Source organism: Chitinophaga varians, assembly GCF_014529945.1.
Classification (GTDB): Bacteria; Bacteroidota; Bacteroidia; order Chitinophagales; family Chitinophagaceae; genus Chitinophaga; species Chitinophaga varians.
Map to the genome: position 1 here is coordinate 76,906 of NZ_JACVFB010000010.1, position 21,476 is coordinate 98,381.

Here is a 21,476-nt window from a genome sequence, read left to right on the forward strand (position 1 = left end):
GGTTAGATGATTTACACTATGGATTGGTTTTGATAAAACTCTCGCTGTCTACCAGATAAGCGGCATTGGAAGCCACTTCCCAGTCGGCGATGTTGGATGTGATCTGTACCATGTCGGCTACAATGGCGCCGGCTTCCACGGCTATGGGCGTAAAGGCGCCCCCTGTTTTGCGGAACACGAGCGACTGATTACCGGAGCGGTACAGTGCTTTGGCGGGCAACCACCAGCCTTCACGATATACCAACGGTATGCTGGCGGTGAGCAGCTGGCCGGCACGGAAATGATGAGCGCCCAGGTACACCCTTGCCAGCGTGAAGTTCTGTCCGTTGCGGTACACCGGTTCTATCAGTCCGATCGTACCGGGCTGCATCGCGTTTTTATCATGCACCGGATAGAACAGCAGGCGCTGCTGTGCCTTTATTTTAGCTGCCAGCGTGGAAGGAAAAGAGAATTCTGCCACGAGGTTATCGGCCTGATAAATGGTGAACAGCGACTGCCCCGCGCTTACATACTGTCCTTCGCGTAGCATCACCGGTGTGTTGGCGGGTGCTGCGGGTGTAGCAGTAGCGGGAGCGCTGCCGCCACCACCGCCCATACTGCTCATGCCATCGCCGGCAGGTGCAGCGGCAGCAGGCGCCGCGGCAGTTGGTGCTGCTGCACCACTCTGTTCCAGAATATAGCCGTTGGCGTTACTGTATACCGGAATACGGTAAAGGATACGCCCTGTTTTCAGCACCTGGTCTATCTGTGCCGGCTGCATGCCCAGCAGCTGCAACCGCTGACGGGCAGCGGAGAGCAGCGGGCCGTCCTGTTGGGCGACGAGCAGCAGCTCCCGCTGTGCGGCCGCCAGATCAGGGGAGTAGATCTCCATGATCAGCTGTCCTTTGCTGACAGGCTGGTAGTTGTATTTGATCAGCAGCCTTTCGATACGGCCGCCTACGCGACTGGCGATGCTGGTCTGCCGGCGGGTATCGTAGGTGATGACACCGCTCACCTCAGCGGTATGGATACGGGTGCCGCTGGTGGCTTTGATGACCGGAATAGTGGCAATCACGCGGGCATTGACCGGCTGCGTCAGCGCGGTAATGCTGCTGTCCGGCGTTTGTGCGTGGCCGGTAGCATGTGTCTGTGCCGGCTTACGCTGGCAGGCAGCGAAGGTCAGCAGCGCCAACGCTGCTACCGACAGGATATTGATATTAACGATATAGTTGTTTCTCATAATCCACGATCATTTCATAGAGTTTCAGTTTCTCGTCCAGAATATTGGACTGCATCATGGTCAGCGCTTCCCACGAGTCGATGACGGTGGACAGCGACTGTTTGTTCTCCTGGTAGTTCAGGAAGCCGGCATCCAGCGTTTGTCGCAGCGCGGGCACGATCTTGTCTTCCATAGCGCTGATGCGCTGCTGCATGGAGCGTATCTCGTACTGCATGCCGTACAGCATGCCCTGCGTTTCCTGCAACATGGCGGCTTTCTCTTTCTCCATGGCCGCTACACTGTATTCCATGGATTTGATGCCTGACTTATACATTTTAGAGGCCCACGGCACTATTGGTATACTGACCATGCCCATGGCGCTGAAAGCTTTTGGCATACCGGAGCCCAGCGGCTGCATGTGGTCGAAGCGGATCCTGAAATCAGGCTTTTTGTCGCGCTTCATTGCTGCTACGTTGAGCTGCATAGAGCGGATGCTTTCGTTCATCTTCACCACGTCCTGCCGTACGGCCGCCAGCGATGCGGTATCGTAGGAAGACGCCTGCTCAAACAGCGGTTGGTACGTGGTGTCGATATCGAACGACTGATTGCCGGGTGCGTTCATGAGGCTGTTGAGCCAGGAGCGCGCCTTGGCGATGGTGCCTTCCTGCATGCGGATCATGTTACGGTTGTCTTCCAGTTTGGCGGTGGTTTTATAGACACCACTGAGTTGCGACTGGTTATAGGGGAACCGTACTTCTTCGATTTTCTGCATGGTCTGCATGATCTTTTCATTCTCTTGCAGCACGCGGATTTTTTGTTGCGCTACGATCCAGGTGTAGTACAGTCGTTTGGCCTGCGCTTTTAATTCGTTGAGCGTGATGCCGCGGGTAGCCATTTCCACGTTGCCCTGCGACGCGATGTAACGCTTTTTGGCCGCCAGTTTGGCCGGATTGGGGATGTCCTGTTCCAGTTGCAGCATCAGGTTGCCTTTATCGCGGTCGTCCATGATCATCTGGCCGGGATAGGGCGTCATAAAGGTGCCGGCGCCCACCATGGGGGCCATCCAGGCAGTGGCTGCCTCGGCGCTGTGGCGGTAACTTTCCGCTTTCAGCCCGTACGACTGTAGCAACACGTTGTTGCTGTCTATTCTTTGCAGAATACTTTGCAAAGACAATACGGGCGCTTGCTGCGCGCTGGCCGCATAGGTCATCAAAGACATCGCCACCATCAAAAAACAGGTTCGTCTCTTTGCGCCTCTGTTGCTTTGCGTCTTTGCGTGCAGGTTTTCTGCGTGCTTATATTTAGTGATGTACTTCATGGATCTCCAGTTTTCCGTGCTTACGCAATTCATATTCTTTTGTCATGAGGAAGATCAGCGGGGTGACCAGCAAGATATGCGTGGACGAGGTGAGTACGCCGCCGATCATAGGCAGTACGATGGGTTTCATCACATCAGTACCTACGCCGTTGGCCCACAGTACCGGTACCAGTCCGAAGAGGGACACGCATACGGTCATCAGTTTGGGACGGAGCCTTTTAGCGGCGCCATAGATCACCTGTATCCGCAGGTCTTCCCGCGTGATGGTCTCAGCGCTGTTGCCTTTCTGTTTCACCAGCTGCTGCATGGCATCGTTGAGATAGATGACCATCACGATACCCGTTTCCACCGCGATGCCGAAGAGGGCGATGAAACCCACGGCCACCGCTACTGACAGGTTTACGCCCCAGAAATAAATCATATAGGCGCCACCGATAAGCGCGAAAGGCACGGTGATAAGGCTCAGGAAAGCCTCGCGGATGGAATGGAAAGCGAAGTAGAGTGAAAAGAAAATGATGATCAGCACTACCGGCGCAATCCATAACAGTGTCTGCTGGCCACGGATCAGGTTTTCGTACTGGCCGCTCCATTCCAGATAGTAGCCCTGTGGCAGGATATTTTGTGCCTGTCCCATTTTGTTGATGGCCTCCTGCACGGTGCTGCCGAGGTCACGGCCACGTACGTTGAACAGTACGGCGCCCCGCAGCATGGCATTGTCGGAAGTGATCATCGGCGGGCCGTCGGTGAATTTTACGTCAGCTACGGCGGACAAAGGAACTTCGCCGGTGGCGGCAGACATGATCGGAATGCGGCGGATACGCTCTACACTGTTGCGGTAGTCTTGTGCCAGCCGCACACTGATAGAGAAACGTTGCCGCCCTTCGATGGTGTTGCCGATGGGAGCGCCACCCAGCGCGGTTTCTACCGTCTGGTTCACATCATCAACATTAAGGCCATAGCGGGCCAGGTCTGCCCGGCGAACGGTGATATCGAGGTATTTACCGCCGGTAACGGGTTCTACGTACAGGTCGGTGATACCGGGCGTGCCTTCCAGCGCTTTCCGTACTTTTTCAGAAACAGCGGCGATGGTGTCCAGCTGCTGACCATACACTTTCACGCCTACGTCCGTACGAATACCGGTGGCCAGCATGTTGATACGGTTGATGATGGGCTGTGTCCAGCCGTTTACCACACCAGGTATCTGTAACTTAGCGTCCAGCTCATCGATGATGTCTTTTTTCGTTTTGCCTTCCCGCCATTGTGATGTAGGTTTCAGCATAATGATGGTTTCGATCATGCTGATGGGGGAGTTGTCGGTAGCGGTGCTGGCGCGGCCCGCCTTACCCAGCACTTTCTCTACTTCCGGTACCGATTTGATGATCTTGTCCTGTACCTGCAGGATTCGTTTGGCTTCTGCGTTGGAGATATCGGGAAGGGTAACGGGCATAAACAGAATGCTCTGTTCATCCAGCGGCGGCATAAACTCGCTGCCCAGGCTTTTCAGCAGCGGGATGGTGATCACCAGTGCAATCACGTTGATAGCGATGGTGGTCTTACGCCATTTTAATACGCCTTTGATAATAGGTTCGTATATGCGTTCCAGCAACCGGTTGACCGGATTGGCATTGTCGGGCCGGAATTTGCCCTTCATAAAGAAGGAGATCAGGACAGGCGCCAGCGTGATGACCAGCAGGGCGTCCATGATCATGATAAATGTTTTCGTATAGGCCAGCGGGTGAAAGAGCTTGCCTTCCTGTCCGGTCAACATAAACACCGGCAGGAAAGAGGTAATGATGATGATGGTGGCGAAAAATACGCCACGCGACACCTGCTTGCTTGACTGCTCGATGACTTTCAGCCTTTCTTCTTCGCTGATCCACTGTGGTGGTTTCCTGAATATCTTTTTCAGCCAGTTCATGTTATTGGTTTTTTTGTTGTTCCTGCCAGCTGGCGTACCGTTCAGCCAGGTGTTTGTATGCGTTTTCACTCATGATGATCCCGTTGTCCACGATGACGCCGATGGCCAGTGCGATACCGGTAAGCGACATGATATTGGAGGAGATGCCGAAGGCATTCAGCAGCAGGAAGCTGGCGGCCAGGGTGATAGGTATCTGTATGATGATGCTGAGCGCGCTGCGCCAGTGGAAAAGGAAGATGATCACCACCACCGACACGACGATCATCTCTTCGATCAGTGTGTGTCTGATGGAGTCCACCGATTCTTTGATCAGTTCACCGCGGTCGTACACGATATCGAATTTCACGTGGTCAGGGAGACCTTTGGAGACCTCTTTCATTTTGGCTTTCACGCGATCGATCACTTCTGCGGCATTTTCTCCGTAGCGCATCACCACGATGCCGCCTACCCGTTCGCCCTGTCCGTCCTGATCAAAGATGCCGAGGCGTGTTTCGCCGGTCATCTGCACGGTGGCCACATCGGCCACACGTATCGGAATGCTGTTCTGGGTTTTGACGGGTATGTTGGCGATTTCATCGGCCGATTTCAGATAGCCGGAAGTTTTGATGATATAACCGATATCGCTGATTTCAAATTTGCGGCCGCCGGACTCGTTGTTGTTGGTCCGGATGGCGCTGATCACTTCCGGCACGGAGAGGCGGTAGTATAATAGTTTGTTAGGATCTACGGTGATCTGGTATTGTTTCTGGAAGCCGCCGAAGGAGGCTATTTCGCTGACGCCTTCCACGTTTTGCAGGGCGAATTTTACGTACCAGTCCTGCAGGGCGCGTTGTTCGCCGAGGTCCATCTGCGGGGCGTCGAGCGTGTACCAGAGGATGTGGCCTACGCCGGTGCCGTCAGGCCCCAGTTGCGGCGAAACACCTGTGGGCAGGGTACGGGACACGGTGCTGAGTCTTTCGAGCACTCTTTCACGGGCCCAGTAGATGTCTACATCATCCTGAAAAATGACATAGATAAAACTCATGCCGAACATGGAAGAACCGCGTACATACTTGATTTTAGGCAATCCCTGCAGGTTGGTCACCAGCGGATAGGTGATCTGGTCTTCTATCAGCTGCGGGCCGCGGCCCATCCATTCGGTGAACACGATCACCTGGTTCTCCGACAGGTCCGGAATGGCGTCGATAGGATTTTTTTTGACGGCATAGATGCCCCAGGCAAAGAGGGCGGTGGCCAGCACCAGCACAATAAAGCGGTTGCGCAGCGACCATTCGATAATTCGATGTACCATATATGTTAGTTCAATGGGTACCAGAAGATAACAGCAACCGCTGCAGATACAAGGTTGCTCACAGACTGCGATGCACAACCATAAACCCGGTATAACGGTATAGGTTACACGTTGCACAGCGGGACCAGTCATCTCCCGGAAAAAGAATAATAAAAGGGTGGTAAATCAGTAAACGGCAGGTTTACCGTGCTGAAGGAAGGGGTATCACACGCGGAAAATACAATACAGGATATAGGGCTGGACCTTACCGGGGTAAGGTGGTGCATGGCTCACCGGATGCGCGGTTGCCAGCGACACTATCTTAGCAGGAGGCAACACCACATAGCTGACAGGAACGTCGGCCGCAGGCATTTGCAGAAAATGAAGCGCATGAGCAGTTACTTTCTGGTCTTTCTCCAGCTTCACCGTTTTATGCTCGTCCTTGCAGCACTTTTTAGGGCATCCCTTGCTTAGGTCTGTCTCGCAATGACTGCATTTTTTATTGTCCCCGTGCCACAACGCTACCTCTACCAGCTTCCCCATGCAGTAGTGCATGTGGAACGTGGCGCCGGTGGAGGTGCCTACGTACAGCAGTAGTAACAGGAGTGTGAGGACTTTCTTCATATGTGAGCAAAAGTAGCCGGAAGGGCCGGAATGGTTGTTATATAATTTTAAGTTTTTTTATATTTTTTTGTGGTGATATCTGTACCGCTCCCTGTTCGCGGGCTTTTTTGTACCTTGTAATCATATCGCGCATACAATGGATGCAAAATCTGATATTCTGGACTATCTCAACGCTCATTTTCCCTCACTGGACAATGCACTGAAAGTATACCTGTCAGAGATCGGGACCTTACAGCAGGTACCTGCCGGCACGGTGCTGATGCAGCAGGGCCAATATATTAAATACACGGTGCTGGTCCTGGAAGGCAGGATCAAATTATACCGGGAAGGAGAAGATATAGGCGAATTTTTTATGTATTATCTGGAACCGGGTGATGCCTGTGCCATTTCTATGGTATGTGTGGCTTCCGGAAAAGCGAGCGAGGTAATGGCTAAAGCAGTGGAAGATGCTGTGGTGCTGATGATACCCGTGCATTATATGGAGGCGCTGATGAAAGACCACAAAAGCTGGTACCAGTTTGTGATAGAGTCTTACCGCCGCCGCTTCGAAGAGGTGCTGGGCGTATTGGACAGCACCGTATTTAAAAACATGGACGAGCGTCTTTTATCCTATATTCGTTCCCAGGCCACCAAACTGGGCACCCAGGAGCTGAAATTAACCCACCAGGAGATCGCTACAGACCTCAACTCGTCCAGGGAGGTCGTTTCCCGTTTGCTCAAAAAAATGGAACAGAGAGGCTTTGTCAAACTCAACAGGAATTCTATAGAAGTACTGCCTGTGTAACCTAAGTCACAGAGTTTGCTTTGGCGGCTCCGTACCTTTGTATGGACAGTAAAGCAAATGTGTAACAGATGGAAATTATAGGTTATATCGCAGCGGCATTGATCGGCATATCGCTGGGTCTTATCGGTGGTGGCGGGTCTGTGCTTACCCTGCCGGTACTGGTGTATCTTTTTGGTATCAGCCCGGCGGCAGCAACGTCTTACTCGCTGTTTATTGTAGGTTCCACCAGCCTTGTAGGGGCGGTGGGCAGCTACCGGAAAAAACGGGTAAATGTGCCGGTGGCCCTGTTGTTTGGCATACCCTCTATTATCGCGGTATGGCTCACCAGGCGGTACGTGATGCCGGCCATACCGGCGGAGCTGTTTAGGGTGGGCGACTGGATACTGACCCGCGAACTGGCAGTGATGTTATTGTTCGCCGGACTGATGTTGCTGGCTTCTTTTTCCATGATCATAGGCAGAAAGGCTGAGGAACGCGAAGCGGCGCCCATGAGTACCACCGGCAAGGTGCGGCTGGCGCTCTATGGCATGCTGATCGGCTTCGTGACAGGCCTGCTGGGCGCTGGTGGCGGATTCCTGATCATCCCGGCGCTCATCATGATGGCGGGGCTGCCCATGAAAACGGCGGTAGGCACGTCTCTGATGATCATGGCCATGAGCACCCTCATTGGTTTTATGGGAGACACCGGCCATGCAGGCATCAACTGGCTACTGTTGTTGACATTGACCAGTATTGCCGTGGCAGGGGTGGTGGCCGGCGGACTGCTTTCCCGGAGGATACCGGGGGAGCGGCTCAAACATGGCTTCGGCTGGTTTGTACTGGTCATGGGCATTTACATCATCCTGCTGGAAACATTATTGAAATAAGCATCCCACTGTGTAACAATTGTCACCGTATTCGTGACCGTATTGCTACACCTTTGTAACATAAATACACATAATTAAATGACAATCCTCGAATTTTTGCAACAACCCTGGCCCTGGTACATCGCAGGCCCTTTGATCGGCCTTACTGTGCCGGTACTGCTGCTGGTGGGCAACAAATCTTTTGGTATCAGTTCTTCGCTGCGGCATATCTGTGCTGCCTGCGTACCGGCGAAGGTACCTTTCTTTCAGTACGACTGGAAAAAGGAAACGTGGAACCTTCTTTTCGTAGGGGGGATCCTGTTAGGCGGTATCATCGCAGGCTCCGTGCTGGCTAATCCGGCACCGGTGGCGGTGAATCCTCAACTCGTTACGGACCTCGCACCATATGGTATTACAGATTTTCATTCGCTGGTGCCTGGTCAGCTGTTCAACTGGCCCGCGCTGTTGTCCGTTCGTGGCCTGCTGATGATGGTGGGTGGTGGTTTTCTGGTAGGTTTCGGCACCCGTTATGCCGGCGGCTGTACCAGCGGCCATGCTATCATGGGCCTGTCCACTTTGCAGTGGCCCTCGCTGGTAGCCACCATCTGTTTTATGATCGGCGGTTTTGTGATGGCTAATCTGATACTGCCTTTTATTCTTTCATTGTAATGCTGACTTTTTTATGAATACATGGTTTAGTCAATTAAAATATCTGGTGATCGGTACTTTGTTCGGGATCATCTTTGTAAAAGCAGAAGTGATCAGCTGGTTCCGTATCCAGGAGATGTTCCGGCTGCAGTCCTTTCACATGTACGGCGTTATTGGCAGTGCGGTGATGGTGGGCATGTTGTCGGTGTGGTTAATCAAAAAATTCAATATCAAAACACTGGACGGGGAAACCGTGGTGTTTCATCCTAAGAAGTTCAATAAAGGACAGATCTACGGTGGTTTGATATTTGGTCTGGGCTGGGCCATAACCGGCGCTTGTCCGGGCCCGCTGTTCGCCCAGATCGGTGTAGGCGCTACCGTAGTCGCCGTTACTTTATTAAGTGCCATCGCCGGCACCTGGGTGTATGGCCGTTTTCGGGACCAATTACCTCATTAAAAAACAGATAGTTATGGAGATCAGACAATTTGAAGATAAAGGACTGGCACATTATGCGTACGCTGTATACAGCGAACAGGCCGGAGAAGTGATACTGATAGACCCTGCACGCGATATCACGCCTTACGTGGAATACGCTGCCTCAAAGAAAGCAACCATCACCGGGGTGATAGAAACGCATCCGCATGCGGATTTTGTCAGCAGCCATCTGGAGCTGCATCAGACTACCGGCGCAACGATTTATTGTTCGGCGCTGGTGGGTGCGGCCTATCCGCATACCGCCTTTGATGAAGGAAAGACATTACAAATAGGAACGCTGACTTTCAAAGCCCTGAACACGCCCGGCCACTCGCCCGACAGCATCAGTATTGTGCTGGAAGAAGAAGGGACTGTAAAAGCAGTCTTCACCGGTGATACGTTGTTCATCGGCGACTGCGGCCGTCCTGACCTGCGGGAGAAAGCCGGTAACCTCACCGCTACGCGGGCCGACCTTGCGCGGCAGATGTACCACTCCCTGCGGGAGAAGCTGATGACATTGCCGGATGATACCTACGTGTATCCTGCCCATGGCGCGGGTACCCTGTGCGGTAAGTCGCTGAGTGATGCCAATCGCAGTACCATCGGCGCCGAGAAACTGACCAACTGGAGTTTGCAGGAATATACCGAAGACGCATTTGTAGCGGAGCTGTTATCGCAGCAGCCCTATATCCCGAAATATTTTCCGTATGATGTGGACATCAACCGGAAAGGGGCGCCAGCCCTGGTCTCTTCACTGGAAAAAGTGCCGGCACCGGCTTCCGGTGAGGCATTGGAAAACGGTGTGCTGCTCGTAGATACCCGTTCCGGTGCCGCTTTTAAACAAAGCCATTTGCCGCATGCGATCAATCTGCAACTGAAGGGCAAATTTGAAACGTGGCTGGGCAGCGTGGTAGCGCCAGGCGAAGCTTTTTACCTGCTGGCAGCAGATGCACAGCAGCTGAAAGAAGCGCTTCACAGGGCCGCCAGCATCGGCTATGAAAGCATGATACGCGGCGCCATGGTATATGCCGGGGGCACCGAAACAATGGCTCCTGTGCCGCTGGACCAGCTGCGCGCGCATCCGGAAGATTTTACCATCGTAGATGTGAGGATGGAGAACGAAATACAGGCAGGTGCCTTGTTGCCCGGCTCCATTGCCATTCCGCTGGACCAGCTACGGGAACGATTAAACGAAATACCGGTGAGCAAACCCGTCGTGGTACATTGCGCCGGTGGTTACCGCAGCGCTGCCGGCAGCAGCATCGTGGCAGACGCGCTGAAAGGGCAGGTACCCGTTTACGACCTCGGAGAAGATATCAAAACGTTTTAAGTGAACGAATATAAATCCACCTGCGGCCCGGCTCTCCGGGCCGCTTTTTTATTTTTAGTTATCTGGTATTTTTACAGATTTATACAAAGATTATACAGGAAAAAGAGCGGGTGGTTGAGTTACATTTGTATCAAATCATCCTCAACAACATGAAAGCAATCATCTTACAAGGAGCGGGCGACATTGACCAGCTCATACATACAACCCTGCCGGTGCCGGAGATCGCGGACGGCGAAGTACTGGTACAGGTAAAAGCGATCAGCATTAACCCTATCGATGTTAAAACCCGTTCTGGTAAAGGCATGTTTGGTAAACTACAGGCCGATAATCCCATCATCCTGGGCTGGGACGTCTCCGGTACGGTGACCGCCTCCCGTTCTCCGTTGTTCAAAGAAGGGGATGAGGTATTTGGGATGATTAATTTTCCCGGTCATGGTAAAGCTTACGCGGAGTATGTGGCGGTGCCGGCAGAACAGCTGGCCCGCAAACCGGCAGGCATCTCGCATGAAGAAGCTGCGGCGGCAACGCTGGCGGCACTCACGGCCCTGCAGGCGCTTAACAGCACGCAGATCCATCCCGGCGACAAAGTGCTGATACATGCGGCCGCAGGTGGGGTAGGCCATTATGCGGTGCAACTGGCCAAAGAAGCCGGCGCGTATGTGATCGGTACGGCCTCCGCCGCCAACCGGGATTTTGTACTGGGCCTCGGCGCCGACGAACATTTCGATTACAAATCCGGCGCGTTTGAAGATCACTATCATGACCTTGACCTCGTACTGGACACGATGGGAGGTGAATACATAGATCGTTCGCTGAAAGTGCTGCGGCCACAGGGAACAATCATCAGCCTGCCCAGCGGATTACGCGAAACAGTGGGAGAGAAAGCTGCCGCACAAAATAAAACAGGATACTTTATCGTCGTGGCTTCCAGCGGTACAGACATGCACCGGCTGGCCGACCTGCTGGAGCGCGGCAAAGTGAAGTCCCACGTGTCGGCGGTATTTAATTTCGATGATATGGGAAAAGCACATCAACAGATTGAAAGCGGCAGCACTCGCGGTAAAGTGGTGGTGGCGCTGTAACTCAGATCTGATGGTCGCCCGGCAGGATCATCAGTTTCGGTATGCGCACATGTTCCGGTTGTTGCAATATAAACTTCACCGTGTCCACGATGTTGTCTACCGTCAGCGGATGATGGATGCCCATACTTTCTTTGGGATGAACGGGCCAGTCTTTGTGCAGCTCCGTCATCACCAGTCCCGGTTCTATACAGGACACTTTGAGCGGAGTACCTGCCAGCTCCATCCGCAGCGCTTCGGACAGCGCTTCCATGGCGAATTTGGTGGCCGCGTAGGCGCCGGCCGTAGGCCGCACTTTCGTGCCCATCACACTCGACAGGTTGATCACATGTCCGGAGCCCTGCGCTTTGAAACGTTTTAATACCAGGTAAGTCAGCCGGAAGGTAGCCTCCACATTCAGCCGGATCATAGCGGCCATCTTATCTACATCGATAGTATCGATGGCGCCGGTTTCAATACTGCCTGCACAATTAAAAAGATAATCGCAGCGGCCATAAGTATCAAAAACAGTATTGACTACCTGCTCCTGAAATTCGCTGTCAGTAAGGTCTCCGGCCATGATCACCACATTGGGGGCATCCAGTTCTTCCAGCCGTTCCTGCCTGCGTGCGGTGATGATGACGGTATGGCCTTCTGCCGCCAGGGCGCGGGCAATGGCATGGCCAATGCCACTGCTGGCACCGGTAACAAGGCTTATCTTAGGTTGTTGGCTGTTTGTCATGTGTATCAAAATAGGTTTCCCAATATAAATATTAATGGCGGTATCTCCCCTTGTAATTGTCGTATTGACACCGCCTCCGGCAATGTTAGTCTTTGTATGTTTGTATCCACAATCATATCGCCATGGGAACTAAATTCAAAACTACCGACGAATACATGGCCACTGTGCCTGAACCCTGCGTCGAAAAGGCGCGCGAGATCCGCGAAATCATTCGCAAAGCAGCACCGAAAGCGACAGAAGTGATCAGCTATAATATACCGGCATTTAAGCAGCAAAAAGTGCTGGTATGGTTTGCCGGCTACAAAGGCCATATCGGCTTTTATCCGGGCGGCTCCGCTATTCATGTTTTTCAGGACGACCTGGCCGACTATAAAACTTCCAAAGGCGCTATTCAGTTTTCGCTGGATAAACCACTGCCGGTATCGCTGATCAACAAGATTGTGAAATACCGGATCAAAGAGGTGGCCGAATAATATTTTTTATCGGGCCTTCGGCCGATGTCACCCGGAGATGACCGCTATACACCTGTTGAATAACGAGGGTATTGGCGATGTTGTCACTGTGCAAAAGAAATCACCTCATTATTGTCAATGCGAACATAGGGGATCGCGACCCTGTTTGTTACCAGATATTCCGTGAAAGCAAAGGCATCTGCGGAATGCATCTGAATGGCTAAGACGTCACCTGCACGCCATTTGATGCCATTGATACAATCATTTTCATAGCGGGAGATGAAGAAGTTACCGAATTTGGGAAGACTGTCACCTTTGGGGATGACAGAGACGTGGAGCGGATAATAATGGTTTTGGGGTTTGACGTACCGGTAAACGACCAACTCATAACGCCCGCTGGGCGATACTTCCCGATAATAGATTTTTCTCGTATAGGCGCTATTGACAGGATCTTTCTGCACAATCTGAATATAAGCGTCGTTAATCTTAAACAGGTTGCTTCCGAAAGCAGATTTTCCACGCCCGATATAGTGTTCATACTTTTCATGTATCACCAGCGTGTCATTTCCTTTCCAATACAAGCTGTCAATATCCTGATTGGAAAGCACCCGGAATTTCTCCGCTTCATATACGGAATCTGTCGCCTTCATTACGGTGAGGTACCAGTCGCGGCCGCCATCCCAGGCGCCGCCAAAGGCGCGGTTATAAGCTAATAGGTATTTACTGCTGTCCGGCGAGTATCTTTTGGAGTATACTTCAAAGGTGGGAGCATAGTGCATGCAGGTTGCCAGGGCAATAACAATAAAGGCAGGTAGAAGAAACATTCGCTTCATCTGTACAGGGTAATTTTAACCGAATGTAAGACCGGAAAGCTTCCTCAGATGACAGGGTATCAAAATTTTAACGTTGGGTAGATTCCCGTTCAATCAATTTCCCCGGCAGCACCACTTCTTCCGCGATGAAATTCTTTTTCCGGATATGGTTCAGCAGCAACTGACAACTTACCTTGCCGATCTCAAAGGCCGGTTCAGCGATGGTGCTGAGGGAAGGGGAGATGATGGCCGATACGGGGTCATTGGTGAAGCCAATAACACCCACATCTTTGCCGGGAACGATTTTCTTTTCTTTCATGGCCAGCATGGCGCCGACGGCCTTACGGTCGTTGACCGCAAAAATGGCGTCCGGCTTTGAACGCAGCTGCCACAGCTGCTGGAAATCCTGATACCCGCTGTCCTGCGAGAAGCCGGAATGGATAATCCAGGAATCCTGTGCCGGCAGTTTATGTTTACGCAACGCATCCAGGTAGCCCTGCTGGCGGTTGCCGGTGAACGTGAGCCCCTGTGGGCCGGCAATATGTGCGATGCGGCGGTATCCTTTGGCGATCAGGTGTTCGGTAGCTTCAAAGGCGCCGTTATAATCGTCCTGCATCACTTTGCTGGTGCTAACATGTTCGGCTACACGATCGAAGAACACCACCGGCACGCCGTCGTCGATGATCTCCTGGAAATGGTCACAGGCGTCGGCCTGAGAAGATACAGACACCAGCATACCGTCGAGGCTGCTGAAAGAGAGGCTGCGTATAATGTTCAGCTCCCGTTCTGCATCATCGTTGGTGACGTGCAGGATCAGGTTATAACCGTGGCGGTAGGCTATTTCCTGTATGCCGGTAAATACTGTAGAGAAGTAATAGTTGGTAATGCCCGGCAACAGTACAGCCAGATTATGCGAGCTGTTTTTTACCAGGCCGGTGGCATTGAAATTAGGCCGGTAATGCAGTTCTGCCGCCTTGTCCAGTACCAGCTGCCGGGTTTCGGCATTCACATCATAAGTGTCCCGCAGTGCCCTGGAAACCGTTGATACGGAGATGTTCAACGCCCGGGCAATATCTTTTATCGTAGCATAGTGTCGGCGCATATGCCCGAATATAAGAAATCACCGGTGTTTTCGGTAACGTTACCGGTGAAATTCCGTCGAAACGTTTTAATGCGGTGTATTTTAGGCCATGTTTCAGCCATGAAACCAACCAGGAATCACTCATTAAAATTCGCGCGTATGAAGAGCTGTAATTACCACCGACTATTATTGTACCTATCCCTATATTTTCTGGCTGCGCTGCCTTGCCAACTGATGGCGCAAACTTCTCCTGTGACGGGCACTGTGAAGGACGCTGTTTCCAAAGCGCCGCTTCCCGGGGTGACCATCACCGTTAAGGGCACCACACAGGGTGTTACTACCAGCGCCACGGGCACGTACTCGCTTGCGGTGCCTGCCAATGCCACACTGATATTTTCTTTTTTAGGATATGCCCGTCAGGAGATACCGGTAAACGGTAGAAGCGCCATTGAGGTGACACTTAGCGAAAGCTCTTCCAGCCTCAGCGAGGTGGTGGTGACAGCGCTGGGCATTGAACGCAAAACACGCTCGCTGGGATATGCCACCCAGCAACTGGGAACGGAAAGCATCAACGCTGTCAAAGACCCGGGCGCCAATATCATGAATACGCTCAATGGTAAAGTGGCCGGCGCAGTGGTGACACCGGCGGCGTCTGGCCCCGGCGGCGCCGTAAGGGTAGTGCTTCGCGGCAACCGCTCTATCAGCGGTAATAACAATGCGCTCATTGTGGTAGATGGTGTGCCCATCGATAATACCATGAGCACGGAAACCGGTGGCAAAGGCTCTGCCAATGCGGTGTCTACACAGGTGAAAAGCCCGGCCAGCGGCTATTCCGGCAGCGACGGCGCGGCCAGCATCAATCCGCAGGACGTAGAGTCGATCAACGTGCTCAAAGGCCCGGCCGCTGCTGCGCTCTATGGCAGCCGTGCTGCCAACGGCGCGCTTATCATCACCACCAAAAGCGGTAAAAGTGGCAAACTGGCCATGCACTATAACGGTGGCGTATCCATTGATCAACCCAACCTGCTCATGAAGTTCCAGAATACCTACGGCCGTGGCAACGGTGGTCAGTTCGGCGCCCGCTCCGGCGGCAGCTGGGGCGCACCGGCACAGACTTATGGCAATAACGTACGCGGATTCTTCAACACCGGCACGGCGGTGAACAACGCCGTGGATGTTTCCGGCGGTACAGACAAAATAAGGGGATACGCTTCTTACGCTAATAATGCCATCAGCGGTATCTATCCTAAAAACACATTGCAACGCAATACGCTCAACCTGCGCGTGAACGCGGAAGTGCTGCCACGCCTCACCACCGACGTAAAGCTGACCTACGTCAGCCAGGATATCAAAAATAAACCACGCGTGGGCGACCAGGGCGTGGCCAACGAAGCCTATATCATGCCGCGGGACCTCAGCCCGGATTCATTGAAACGCTACGAAGGGTTCGATGCCACGGGTAAACCGTACCCTGTTTACTGGACCAATTCCTCCGCCTTCCAGAACCCTTACTGGGACGTATACCGCAATAGCCTCAATGAATCGCGCAACCGTATCATGCTGATGGGGCTGGTCAAATATCAGCTGCGCAACTGGCTCAGCGTACAGGGAAGATATAGCCTTGACCGTTATGATGATAAAATAACGGCTTCCTATTATGACGGTACGGTAGCCTTTCCGGTGCAACCAGGCGGCCGCTATCTGGAAGGATACGTGAATCATTGGGAACGCAATATGGACCTGCTGTTATCCGGCAACAACACCATTTCAAAGGATTTTCACGTTAGTTACAACGTGGGAGGGAGTGTGCTCACCAGCCGGGGATACAACACCCAATCGCTGGCCAATGGCCTGAGCGTTCCCAATCAGTTCAACCTGAACTTCGCCTCAGCGCCGGCTTTCTCCAATACTACCATCAGAAAAGAGATACAGTCGGTATACGGCAACGCCCAGCTGGATTTTAAGCAGTACCTCTACCTGGATGTCAGTGCGCGTAACGACTGGTCCTCTACGTTGCCCAGCCCTTATAGCTACTTTTATCCTTCGGTAGGACTATCCGCTGTATTGTCTGATATGATCAAAATGCCTTCCTGGGTCACTTTCGGAAAGGTGCGGGCGTCCTATACGCAGGTGGGCAACGATGCAGACCCATACCTGTTGTTGCAGACATATGATTATGCCATGGGCGCGGGCAATGGCTTCGTTTCCAGAAACGTGACCAAGTCCATCAGGGACCTGAAGCCGGAGCAGACTAAGTCCTACGAAGCGGGTCTGGAAGCGCGTTTCTTTGATGGTCGCCTCGGCGTGGACGCAACGGTTTATAAGAACAACACCATCAATCAGCTGATCTATATTGGCCTGCCGCAGGCCAGCGGATTTACCAATCAGTATATCAATGCCGGTAATATTGAAAATAAAGGCATAGAAGTGATGCTAACAGCGACGCCTATACGTAAAAATAGTTTCAGCTGGAATACCACCCTGAACTACGCCACCAATAAAAACAAAGTGTTATCGTTGGCGCCGGGCATAGACCAGGCAAACCTGTCGCCCTCCATTATCTTCGGGAGCCTGCTGATTTCTCCGGGCGGCTCTTACGGCGATATTTATGGTTACACCTGGAGCCGCGATGAAAAAACCGGGCAACGGATGATCAATGCCAATGGTTTGCCGGTGGTAACAGCCAACCAGAAGCTGGGTAATTTCAACCCCGACTTCACCCTGGGCTGGAATAACCAGTTGCAGTATAAAAACCTTTCGCTGTCTTTTCTGATAGACGGAAGAGTAGGCGGAGTGCTGGTGTCCGGTACAGACGCCATCCTGGCGGCTTACGGCGTGGCGGACTATACCACCCGTTTCCGTGATGGCGGCCTGATATTGCCCGGTATCCTGCCGGACGGCTCTCAAAACAATATCGCTGTTAAGGCGGAAGACCTCTGGACCACGGTATCACAGGGCGGTCGTAACGCTTATGGTGAATTCTTTACCTACAGCGCCACCAACTTCCGTTTGCGCGAACTATCGGTAGCGTATGATTTTAAGCTGAATAATAAGGTGCTGAAGGCGGCGAAGGTATCGCTCACCGGCCGCAATCTCTTCTACCTGTACAGAGGGAAAGCACTGTTGGAGATACCTGGTGTCGGTAAAAGAAAGCTGCCGGTAGACCCGGAGATGGCCAACGGCGCCAGCAACTTCCAGGGCATCGAAGCCGGCCTGTTGCCCGCTGTCCGCAGCTTTGGCCTGAATGTAAACCTGTCTTTTTAGCCGCTAAAACCAACTGCCATGAAAAAACAATTCCGATATATACTTCCGCTGGTAATGGCTGCTATGCTGAACGGCTGCACCAAAAATTTTGATGAATTGAATACCAATCCCGGCGCTATTACCGACGCGGGCTTGCGGGAGATACCATTTATGTTTTCCAAAGCGCAGTCTTCTGCGGCCATCAACCAGGGTTATTACCAGACCACGCAGAACCTGTATGCTGACCTGTATGCGCAATACTTTGCGCTGAACACCACCAGTTTTCAGACCGATCGTTATCAGATCAACGATGCCTGGTTGCCACGCCCTGGTATTGTCACCTATGTGCAGACCGTCCCGCAGTTGTTTACCATTTTTGAAAAGACAGACAAGGCTTCCGGGGAATATGCGCTGGCCGAGATCATGTGGGTGTATGCCTTTCATCATATGACAGATTACTTCGGACCGGTACCTTATTTTGATGCCGGCAAGGCGCAGGATGTGATCGCCTATGATGCGCAGGATAAGATCTATGATGATTTTTTCAAGCGGCTGGACCATGCCGTAAAAAATCTGCAACAGGCGGGTACCGCTAATGTGTTTGGCACCTATGACCTTTTCTATGGCGGCGACGTACAACAGTGGATACGTTTTGCCAATACGCTGCGGCTCCGGCTGGCGCTGCGGATTTCCCGGATACAGCCCGACCGGGCCAAACAGGAAGCCGAAGCGGCCGTAGCTGCCGGTGTGATGACCGATATCACGCATACGGCTAAACTGAAACGTTCCCTTAACGGCGGCGACGGTAATGGACTGGCCAGGATTGCTTCTTATAACGAGTTTAGCATGAGCTCCACGATGCTGTCTTACCTGAAGGGTTATCATGATCCGCGGTTGAGCAGGATGTACCAGCCTTCCGTGGCTGGTGGCACTTTCAGAGGCGTTCGCAATGGTTCACCGGCAGTAGCGCTGAACAATCCGCTGAACCAGGCGGCACAAACTTCCAACGCGGGCACGTATTGGGTCACCTGGAACGGCAGCTCCTGGTTGCCGGCGCTGGAAGCTTCCCAGACCATTCTTTACGCCGCCGAAGCTTATTTCCTGCGGGCAGAAGGCGCGGTGAACGGCTGGAATATGGGCGGTACCGCACAGGCGTTGTACGAGAAAGGTATCGAAACCAGTCTGCAACAGTGGGGCGTTACCGATGTTGCTATCATCAACGCCTATACGCAATCTGCCGCGGTGCCGGTACCGCCGGGCGATGTGGCCAATTCACCTGCCGTAGCCGATATACCGGTGAAATTTAGCGCCAGTGCCGGCGTACAGCGTCAGCAGATCGGTACCCAGAAATGGATCGCCATTTATCCCGATGGGATAGAGGGCTGGGCGGAATTCCGTCGCAGCGGTTATCCTAAGATGTACCCGGTATTGCAGTCGGAGAATGCCGACCTGCCTGCCGGCACATTTATCAAGCGGTTGCCGTATCCATCCGCGGAGGCTACCACCAATGCTGCTGAACTGAAGAAAGGGGTGCAGCTGCTGGGCGGGCCTGATAACGCCGCCACCCGCTTGTGGTGGGACGTGGAATAGTTTATTGGATAAGTAAAATCATTGGATGTTGAATACGATAGTGCAGTTTTTCATGGTAATGACTTCTGTTTTTCTGGCTGTGGGGCAGCCTTTGCCCAAAGTGCTTCCCGCTGAGCGGGAGGATATTGTTGACAGACAGCTGAAGCTGGAGGCTGCCGCCGCCTTCCAGCGGCATACCACGCTCCCGCAAACGCCCGAGGGCTGGACCACCTGGCGGCAGGAGCTGCGCGGCAAGATCGTCCGCGAAACGGGCATGCAGGAAGATCATACGTTGCCGCTCGATATCCATGAAACAGGGCGTGTACCACAACAGGGTTACAGCATCCGTAATATCTCTTTTCAAACCCGGCCCGGCGTATATGCTACCGCCAATCTGTATATGCCGGATGGCCCGGGCCCTTTCCCGGCGGTGATCAATATGCATGGCCACTGGCCCGGGGCGCGTACCGGCGATATGGTGCAGGCCACGGCCCATGAACTGGCCAGCCACGGCTATATCTGCCTCAATATCGACGCCTGGGGCGCAGGAGAAAGGACCACCACGCCCGGCGAAGCCGAATACCATGGCGCTAATCTCGGCGCCTCGCTGATGAACGCCGGTGCTACGCTCATGGGCATGCAGCTGACCGATAACATCCGCGGGGTAGACCTGCTGTGCAGTCTGCCGGAGGCCGACAAAAAACGTATAGGCGCTACCGGCGCCAGCGGCGGTGGTAATCAAACCATGTGGCTCACGGCGATGGATGAACGAATTAAAGCCGCGGTACCCGTGGTCAGCGTAGGCACCTTTGAAGCGTATATCCTTCACAGTAACTGTGTATGCGAGCTGCTGCCTTCCGGGCTTACCTTCACGGAAGAAGCCGGCATCCTCGCCATGGCAGCGCCACGGGCACTAAAAATATGCAACGCGGAAAAGGACGCCAGCAAATCTTTTTATCCTTCAGAGATGCTGCGCAGTTATAAAGCCGCTATGCCGCTGTTTGAGATGCTGAAAGCCGGCGACAGGCTACAATACCAACTCTTTGATACCACCCATGGCTACTGGCCGGAAATACGCAGCGCCATGCTGGGTTGGTTTGACCAGCAACTGAAAGGCATTGGCAACGGCGCAGCGGTACCACTGCCCAATAGTGCTTTGTTGCCCGCACAGCAACTGCTCACGTTCCCCTCGTTGCAGCGCGACAGCAATGTGCTCAGCACCGCCGCCTGGTGCCGGCAGGCAGGTAGCGAATGGCGCGCCGGTATGCTGGGCCACGATCGCCCGGAAGTGAAAGAAAAAAGAGCGGGACTGAAAGCTATTCTGAAGGAGCAACCGCTGCAACTGAAGAAGATACATACCTATGCGCCGGAACAAGGGTGGGACCGGCTCGCACTGGAAACAACTGACGGGGAAATGCTGCCGCTGCTGCACCGCAAGCCCCGCAAAAGAGAAAACGGGTATGTGGTGCTGACCCATAGCGGCGGAAAAGACAGTTTACCATCAGATCGTATCGACGACCTGCTGGCACAGGGCTACGGCGTAGTGCTGGCCGATCTGTGGGGCACCGGTGAACAAAGCGCTGAAGCTGCCAACAAGACCGACGGCAGCCTGCCCCGCTTCCATACGCTGGCGCGCAGCGCGCTCTGGCTGGGGCATACGCTGCAGGGCAAGTGGGTCAGCGACCTGCGGCTGTTGACCAGTTACCTCCGGAGCCACTACGGCGTGAAACGCATTACCCTGGAAGGGTACCGGGAAACAGCCATGGCGGGTCTTTTCCTCGCGGCCTTGGAAACCGGTGTGCATAAAGTGGTGCTGCATAACAGTCCCATTAGCTACCAGTTTGCCGGCAGGCAGGGCATCGATTATTTCAACATGGCCATCCATGTGCCGGGCTTCCTGTCATGGGGCGACGTATCGCTGGCCGCCGCGCTTACCGGCCGCGAAATAGAGCTGATAGCGCCGGTAGACATGTCCGGTAACCCGATCAGCGGACTGCCGCTCAAATTTTACCGGGACGAGTTCCAGGAGTTGCGCAGACGCTGCCGCCAGCGTGGACAGCTGATTGTGCGCACCACGGACACCACCTTTAACATCGAAAAATAATATGC

General features: G+C 53.4%; 18 protein-coding genes. 10 read left to right on the forward strand and 8 right to left on the reverse strand.

Annotated features, from left to right (window positions below):
• Window positions 1-16: 16 nt before the first annotated feature.
• From ICL55_RS34365 to ICL55_RS34385, 5 genes are all read right to left on the reverse strand, one after another.
• Entirely contained in the window at window positions 17-1,219 is a 1,203-nt protein-coding gene (locus ICL55_RS34365) for an efflux RND transporter periplasmic adaptor subunit (RefSeq protein WP_188106485.1), read from the reverse strand.
• The gene (locus ICL55_RS34370) at window positions 1,197-2,516 is read right to left on the reverse strand and encodes a TolC family protein (protein WP_223151690.1); all 1,320 of its coding nucleotides are present in this window, start codon (window positions 2,514-2,516) and stop codon (window positions 1,197-1,199) included. The genes ICL55_RS34365 and ICL55_RS34370 overlap by 23 nt, the downstream gene beginning before the upstream one ends.
• On the reverse strand, window positions 2,500-4,434 hold the full coding sequence (locus ICL55_RS34375) for an efflux RND transporter permease subunit (protein WP_188106487.1): 1,935 nt from the start codon (window positions 4,432-4,434) through the stop codon (window positions 2,500-2,502). The genes ICL55_RS34370 and ICL55_RS34375 overlap by 17 nt, the downstream gene beginning before the upstream one ends.
• A gap of 1 nt (window position 4,435) precedes the next feature.
• Entirely contained in the window at window positions 4,436-5,725 is a 1,290-nt protein-coding gene (locus ICL55_RS34380; RefSeq protein ID WP_188106489.1) for an efflux RND transporter permease subunit, read from the reverse strand.
• A gap of 204 nt (window positions 5,726-5,929) precedes the next feature.
• Complete coding sequence (locus ICL55_RS34385) at window positions 5,930-6,328, reverse strand: HYC_CC_PP family protein (RefSeq protein WP_188106491.1); 399 nt, start codon at window positions 6,326-6,328, stop codon at window positions 5,930-5,932.
• Window positions 6,329-6,464: 136 nt separating this feature from the next.
• Between ICL55_RS34385 and ICL55_RS34390 the strand changes: the two genes are divergently transcribed.
• The 6 genes from ICL55_RS34390 to ICL55_RS34415 all read left to right on the forward strand — a co-directional run bounded on the left by ICL55_RS34390 (window position 6,465) and on the right by ICL55_RS34415 (window position 11,492).
• Window positions 6,465-7,112: a Crp/Fnr family transcriptional regulator gene (locus tag ICL55_RS34390; protein WP_188106493.1), complete on the forward strand. Its 648-nt coding sequence runs from the start codon at window positions 6,465-6,467 to the stop codon at window positions 7,110-7,112.
• Between the two features lie 68 nt (window positions 7,113-7,180).
• Window positions 7,181-7,978 (forward strand): sulfite exporter TauE/SafE family protein, encoded by a 798-nt coding sequence (locus ICL55_RS34395; RefSeq protein WP_188106495.1) that lies wholly within the window; start codon window positions 7,181-7,183, stop codon window positions 7,976-7,978.
• 78 nt (window positions 7,979-8,056) lie between these two features.
• Complete coding sequence (locus ICL55_RS34400) at window positions 8,057-8,626, forward strand: YeeE/YedE family protein (RefSeq protein WP_223151691.1); 570 nt, start codon at window positions 8,057-8,059, stop codon at window positions 8,624-8,626.
• Between the two features lie 13 nt (window positions 8,627-8,639).
• Window positions 8,640-9,062 carry a DUF6691 family protein gene (locus ICL55_RS34405; RefSeq protein WP_188106498.1) on the forward strand — a complete coding sequence of 141 codons (423 nt, stop codon included), beginning with the start codon at window positions 8,640-8,642 and terminating at the stop codon, window positions 9,060-9,062.
• A 13-nt stretch (window positions 9,063-9,075) separates the two neighbouring features.
• Window positions 9,076-10,410, forward strand: coding sequence for an MBL fold metallo-hydrolase (locus ICL55_RS34410; RefSeq protein WP_188106500.1), 1,335 nt, complete (start codon window positions 9,076-9,078; stop codon window positions 10,408-10,410).
• Between the two features lie 149 nt (window positions 10,411-10,559).
• A complete protein-coding gene (locus tag ICL55_RS34415) occupies window positions 10,560-11,492 on the forward strand; it encodes an NADP-dependent oxidoreductase (RefSeq protein ID WP_188106502.1) in 933 nt (310 codons plus the stop codon).
• 1 nt (window position 11,493) lies between these two features.
• Here ICL55_RS34415 and ICL55_RS34420 read toward each other — a convergent pair whose 3' ends face one another.
• Window positions 11,494-12,210 (reverse strand): SDR family oxidoreductase, encoded by a 717-nt coding sequence (locus ICL55_RS34420; RefSeq protein WP_188106504.1) that lies wholly within the window; start codon window positions 12,208-12,210, stop codon window positions 11,494-11,496.
• Between the two features lie 122 nt (window positions 12,211-12,332).
• Between ICL55_RS34420 and ICL55_RS34425 the strand changes: the two genes are divergently transcribed.
• Window positions 12,333-12,683 carry an iron chaperone gene (locus ICL55_RS34425; protein WP_188106507.1) on the forward strand — a complete coding sequence of 117 codons (351 nt, stop codon included), beginning with the start codon at window positions 12,333-12,335 and terminating at the stop codon, window positions 12,681-12,683.
• An 83-nt stretch (window positions 12,684-12,766) separates the two neighbouring features.
• Here ICL55_RS34425 and ICL55_RS34430 read toward each other — a convergent pair whose 3' ends face one another.
• Window positions 12,767-13,495 carry a hypothetical protein gene (locus ICL55_RS34430; protein ID WP_188106509.1) on the reverse strand — a complete coding sequence of 243 codons (729 nt, stop codon included), beginning with the start codon at window positions 13,493-13,495 and terminating at the stop codon, window positions 12,767-12,769.
• Between the two features lie 67 nt (window positions 13,496-13,562).
• A complete protein-coding gene (locus ICL55_RS34435) occupies window positions 13,563-14,576 on the reverse strand; it encodes a LacI family DNA-binding transcriptional regulator (protein ID WP_188106512.1) in 1,014 nt (337 codons plus the stop codon).
• 138 nt (window positions 14,577-14,714) lie between these two features.
• Here ICL55_RS34435 and ICL55_RS34440 point away from each other — a divergent pair, with 138 nt between their 5' ends.
• The 3 genes from ICL55_RS34440 to ICL55_RS34450 are packed head-to-tail and all read left to right on the forward strand — an operon-like array spanning window position 14,715 to window position 21,471.
• Window positions 14,715-17,819 (forward strand): SusC/RagA family TonB-linked outer membrane protein, encoded by a 3,105-nt coding sequence (locus tag ICL55_RS34440; RefSeq protein ID WP_188106515.1) that lies wholly within the window; start codon window positions 14,715-14,717, stop codon window positions 17,817-17,819.
• An 18-nt stretch (window positions 17,820-17,837) separates the two neighbouring features.
• Window positions 17,838-19,388 (forward strand): SusD/RagB family nutrient-binding outer membrane lipoprotein, encoded by a 1,551-nt coding sequence (locus ICL55_RS34445; protein ID WP_188106518.1) that lies wholly within the window; start codon window positions 17,838-17,840, stop codon window positions 19,386-19,388.
• Between the two features lie 25 nt (window positions 19,389-19,413).
• On the forward strand, window positions 19,414-21,471 hold the full coding sequence (locus tag ICL55_RS34450; protein WP_188106521.1) for an alpha/beta hydrolase: 2,058 nt from the start codon (window positions 19,414-19,416) through the stop codon (window positions 21,469-21,471).
• Window positions 21,472-21,476: the final 5 nt, after the last annotated feature.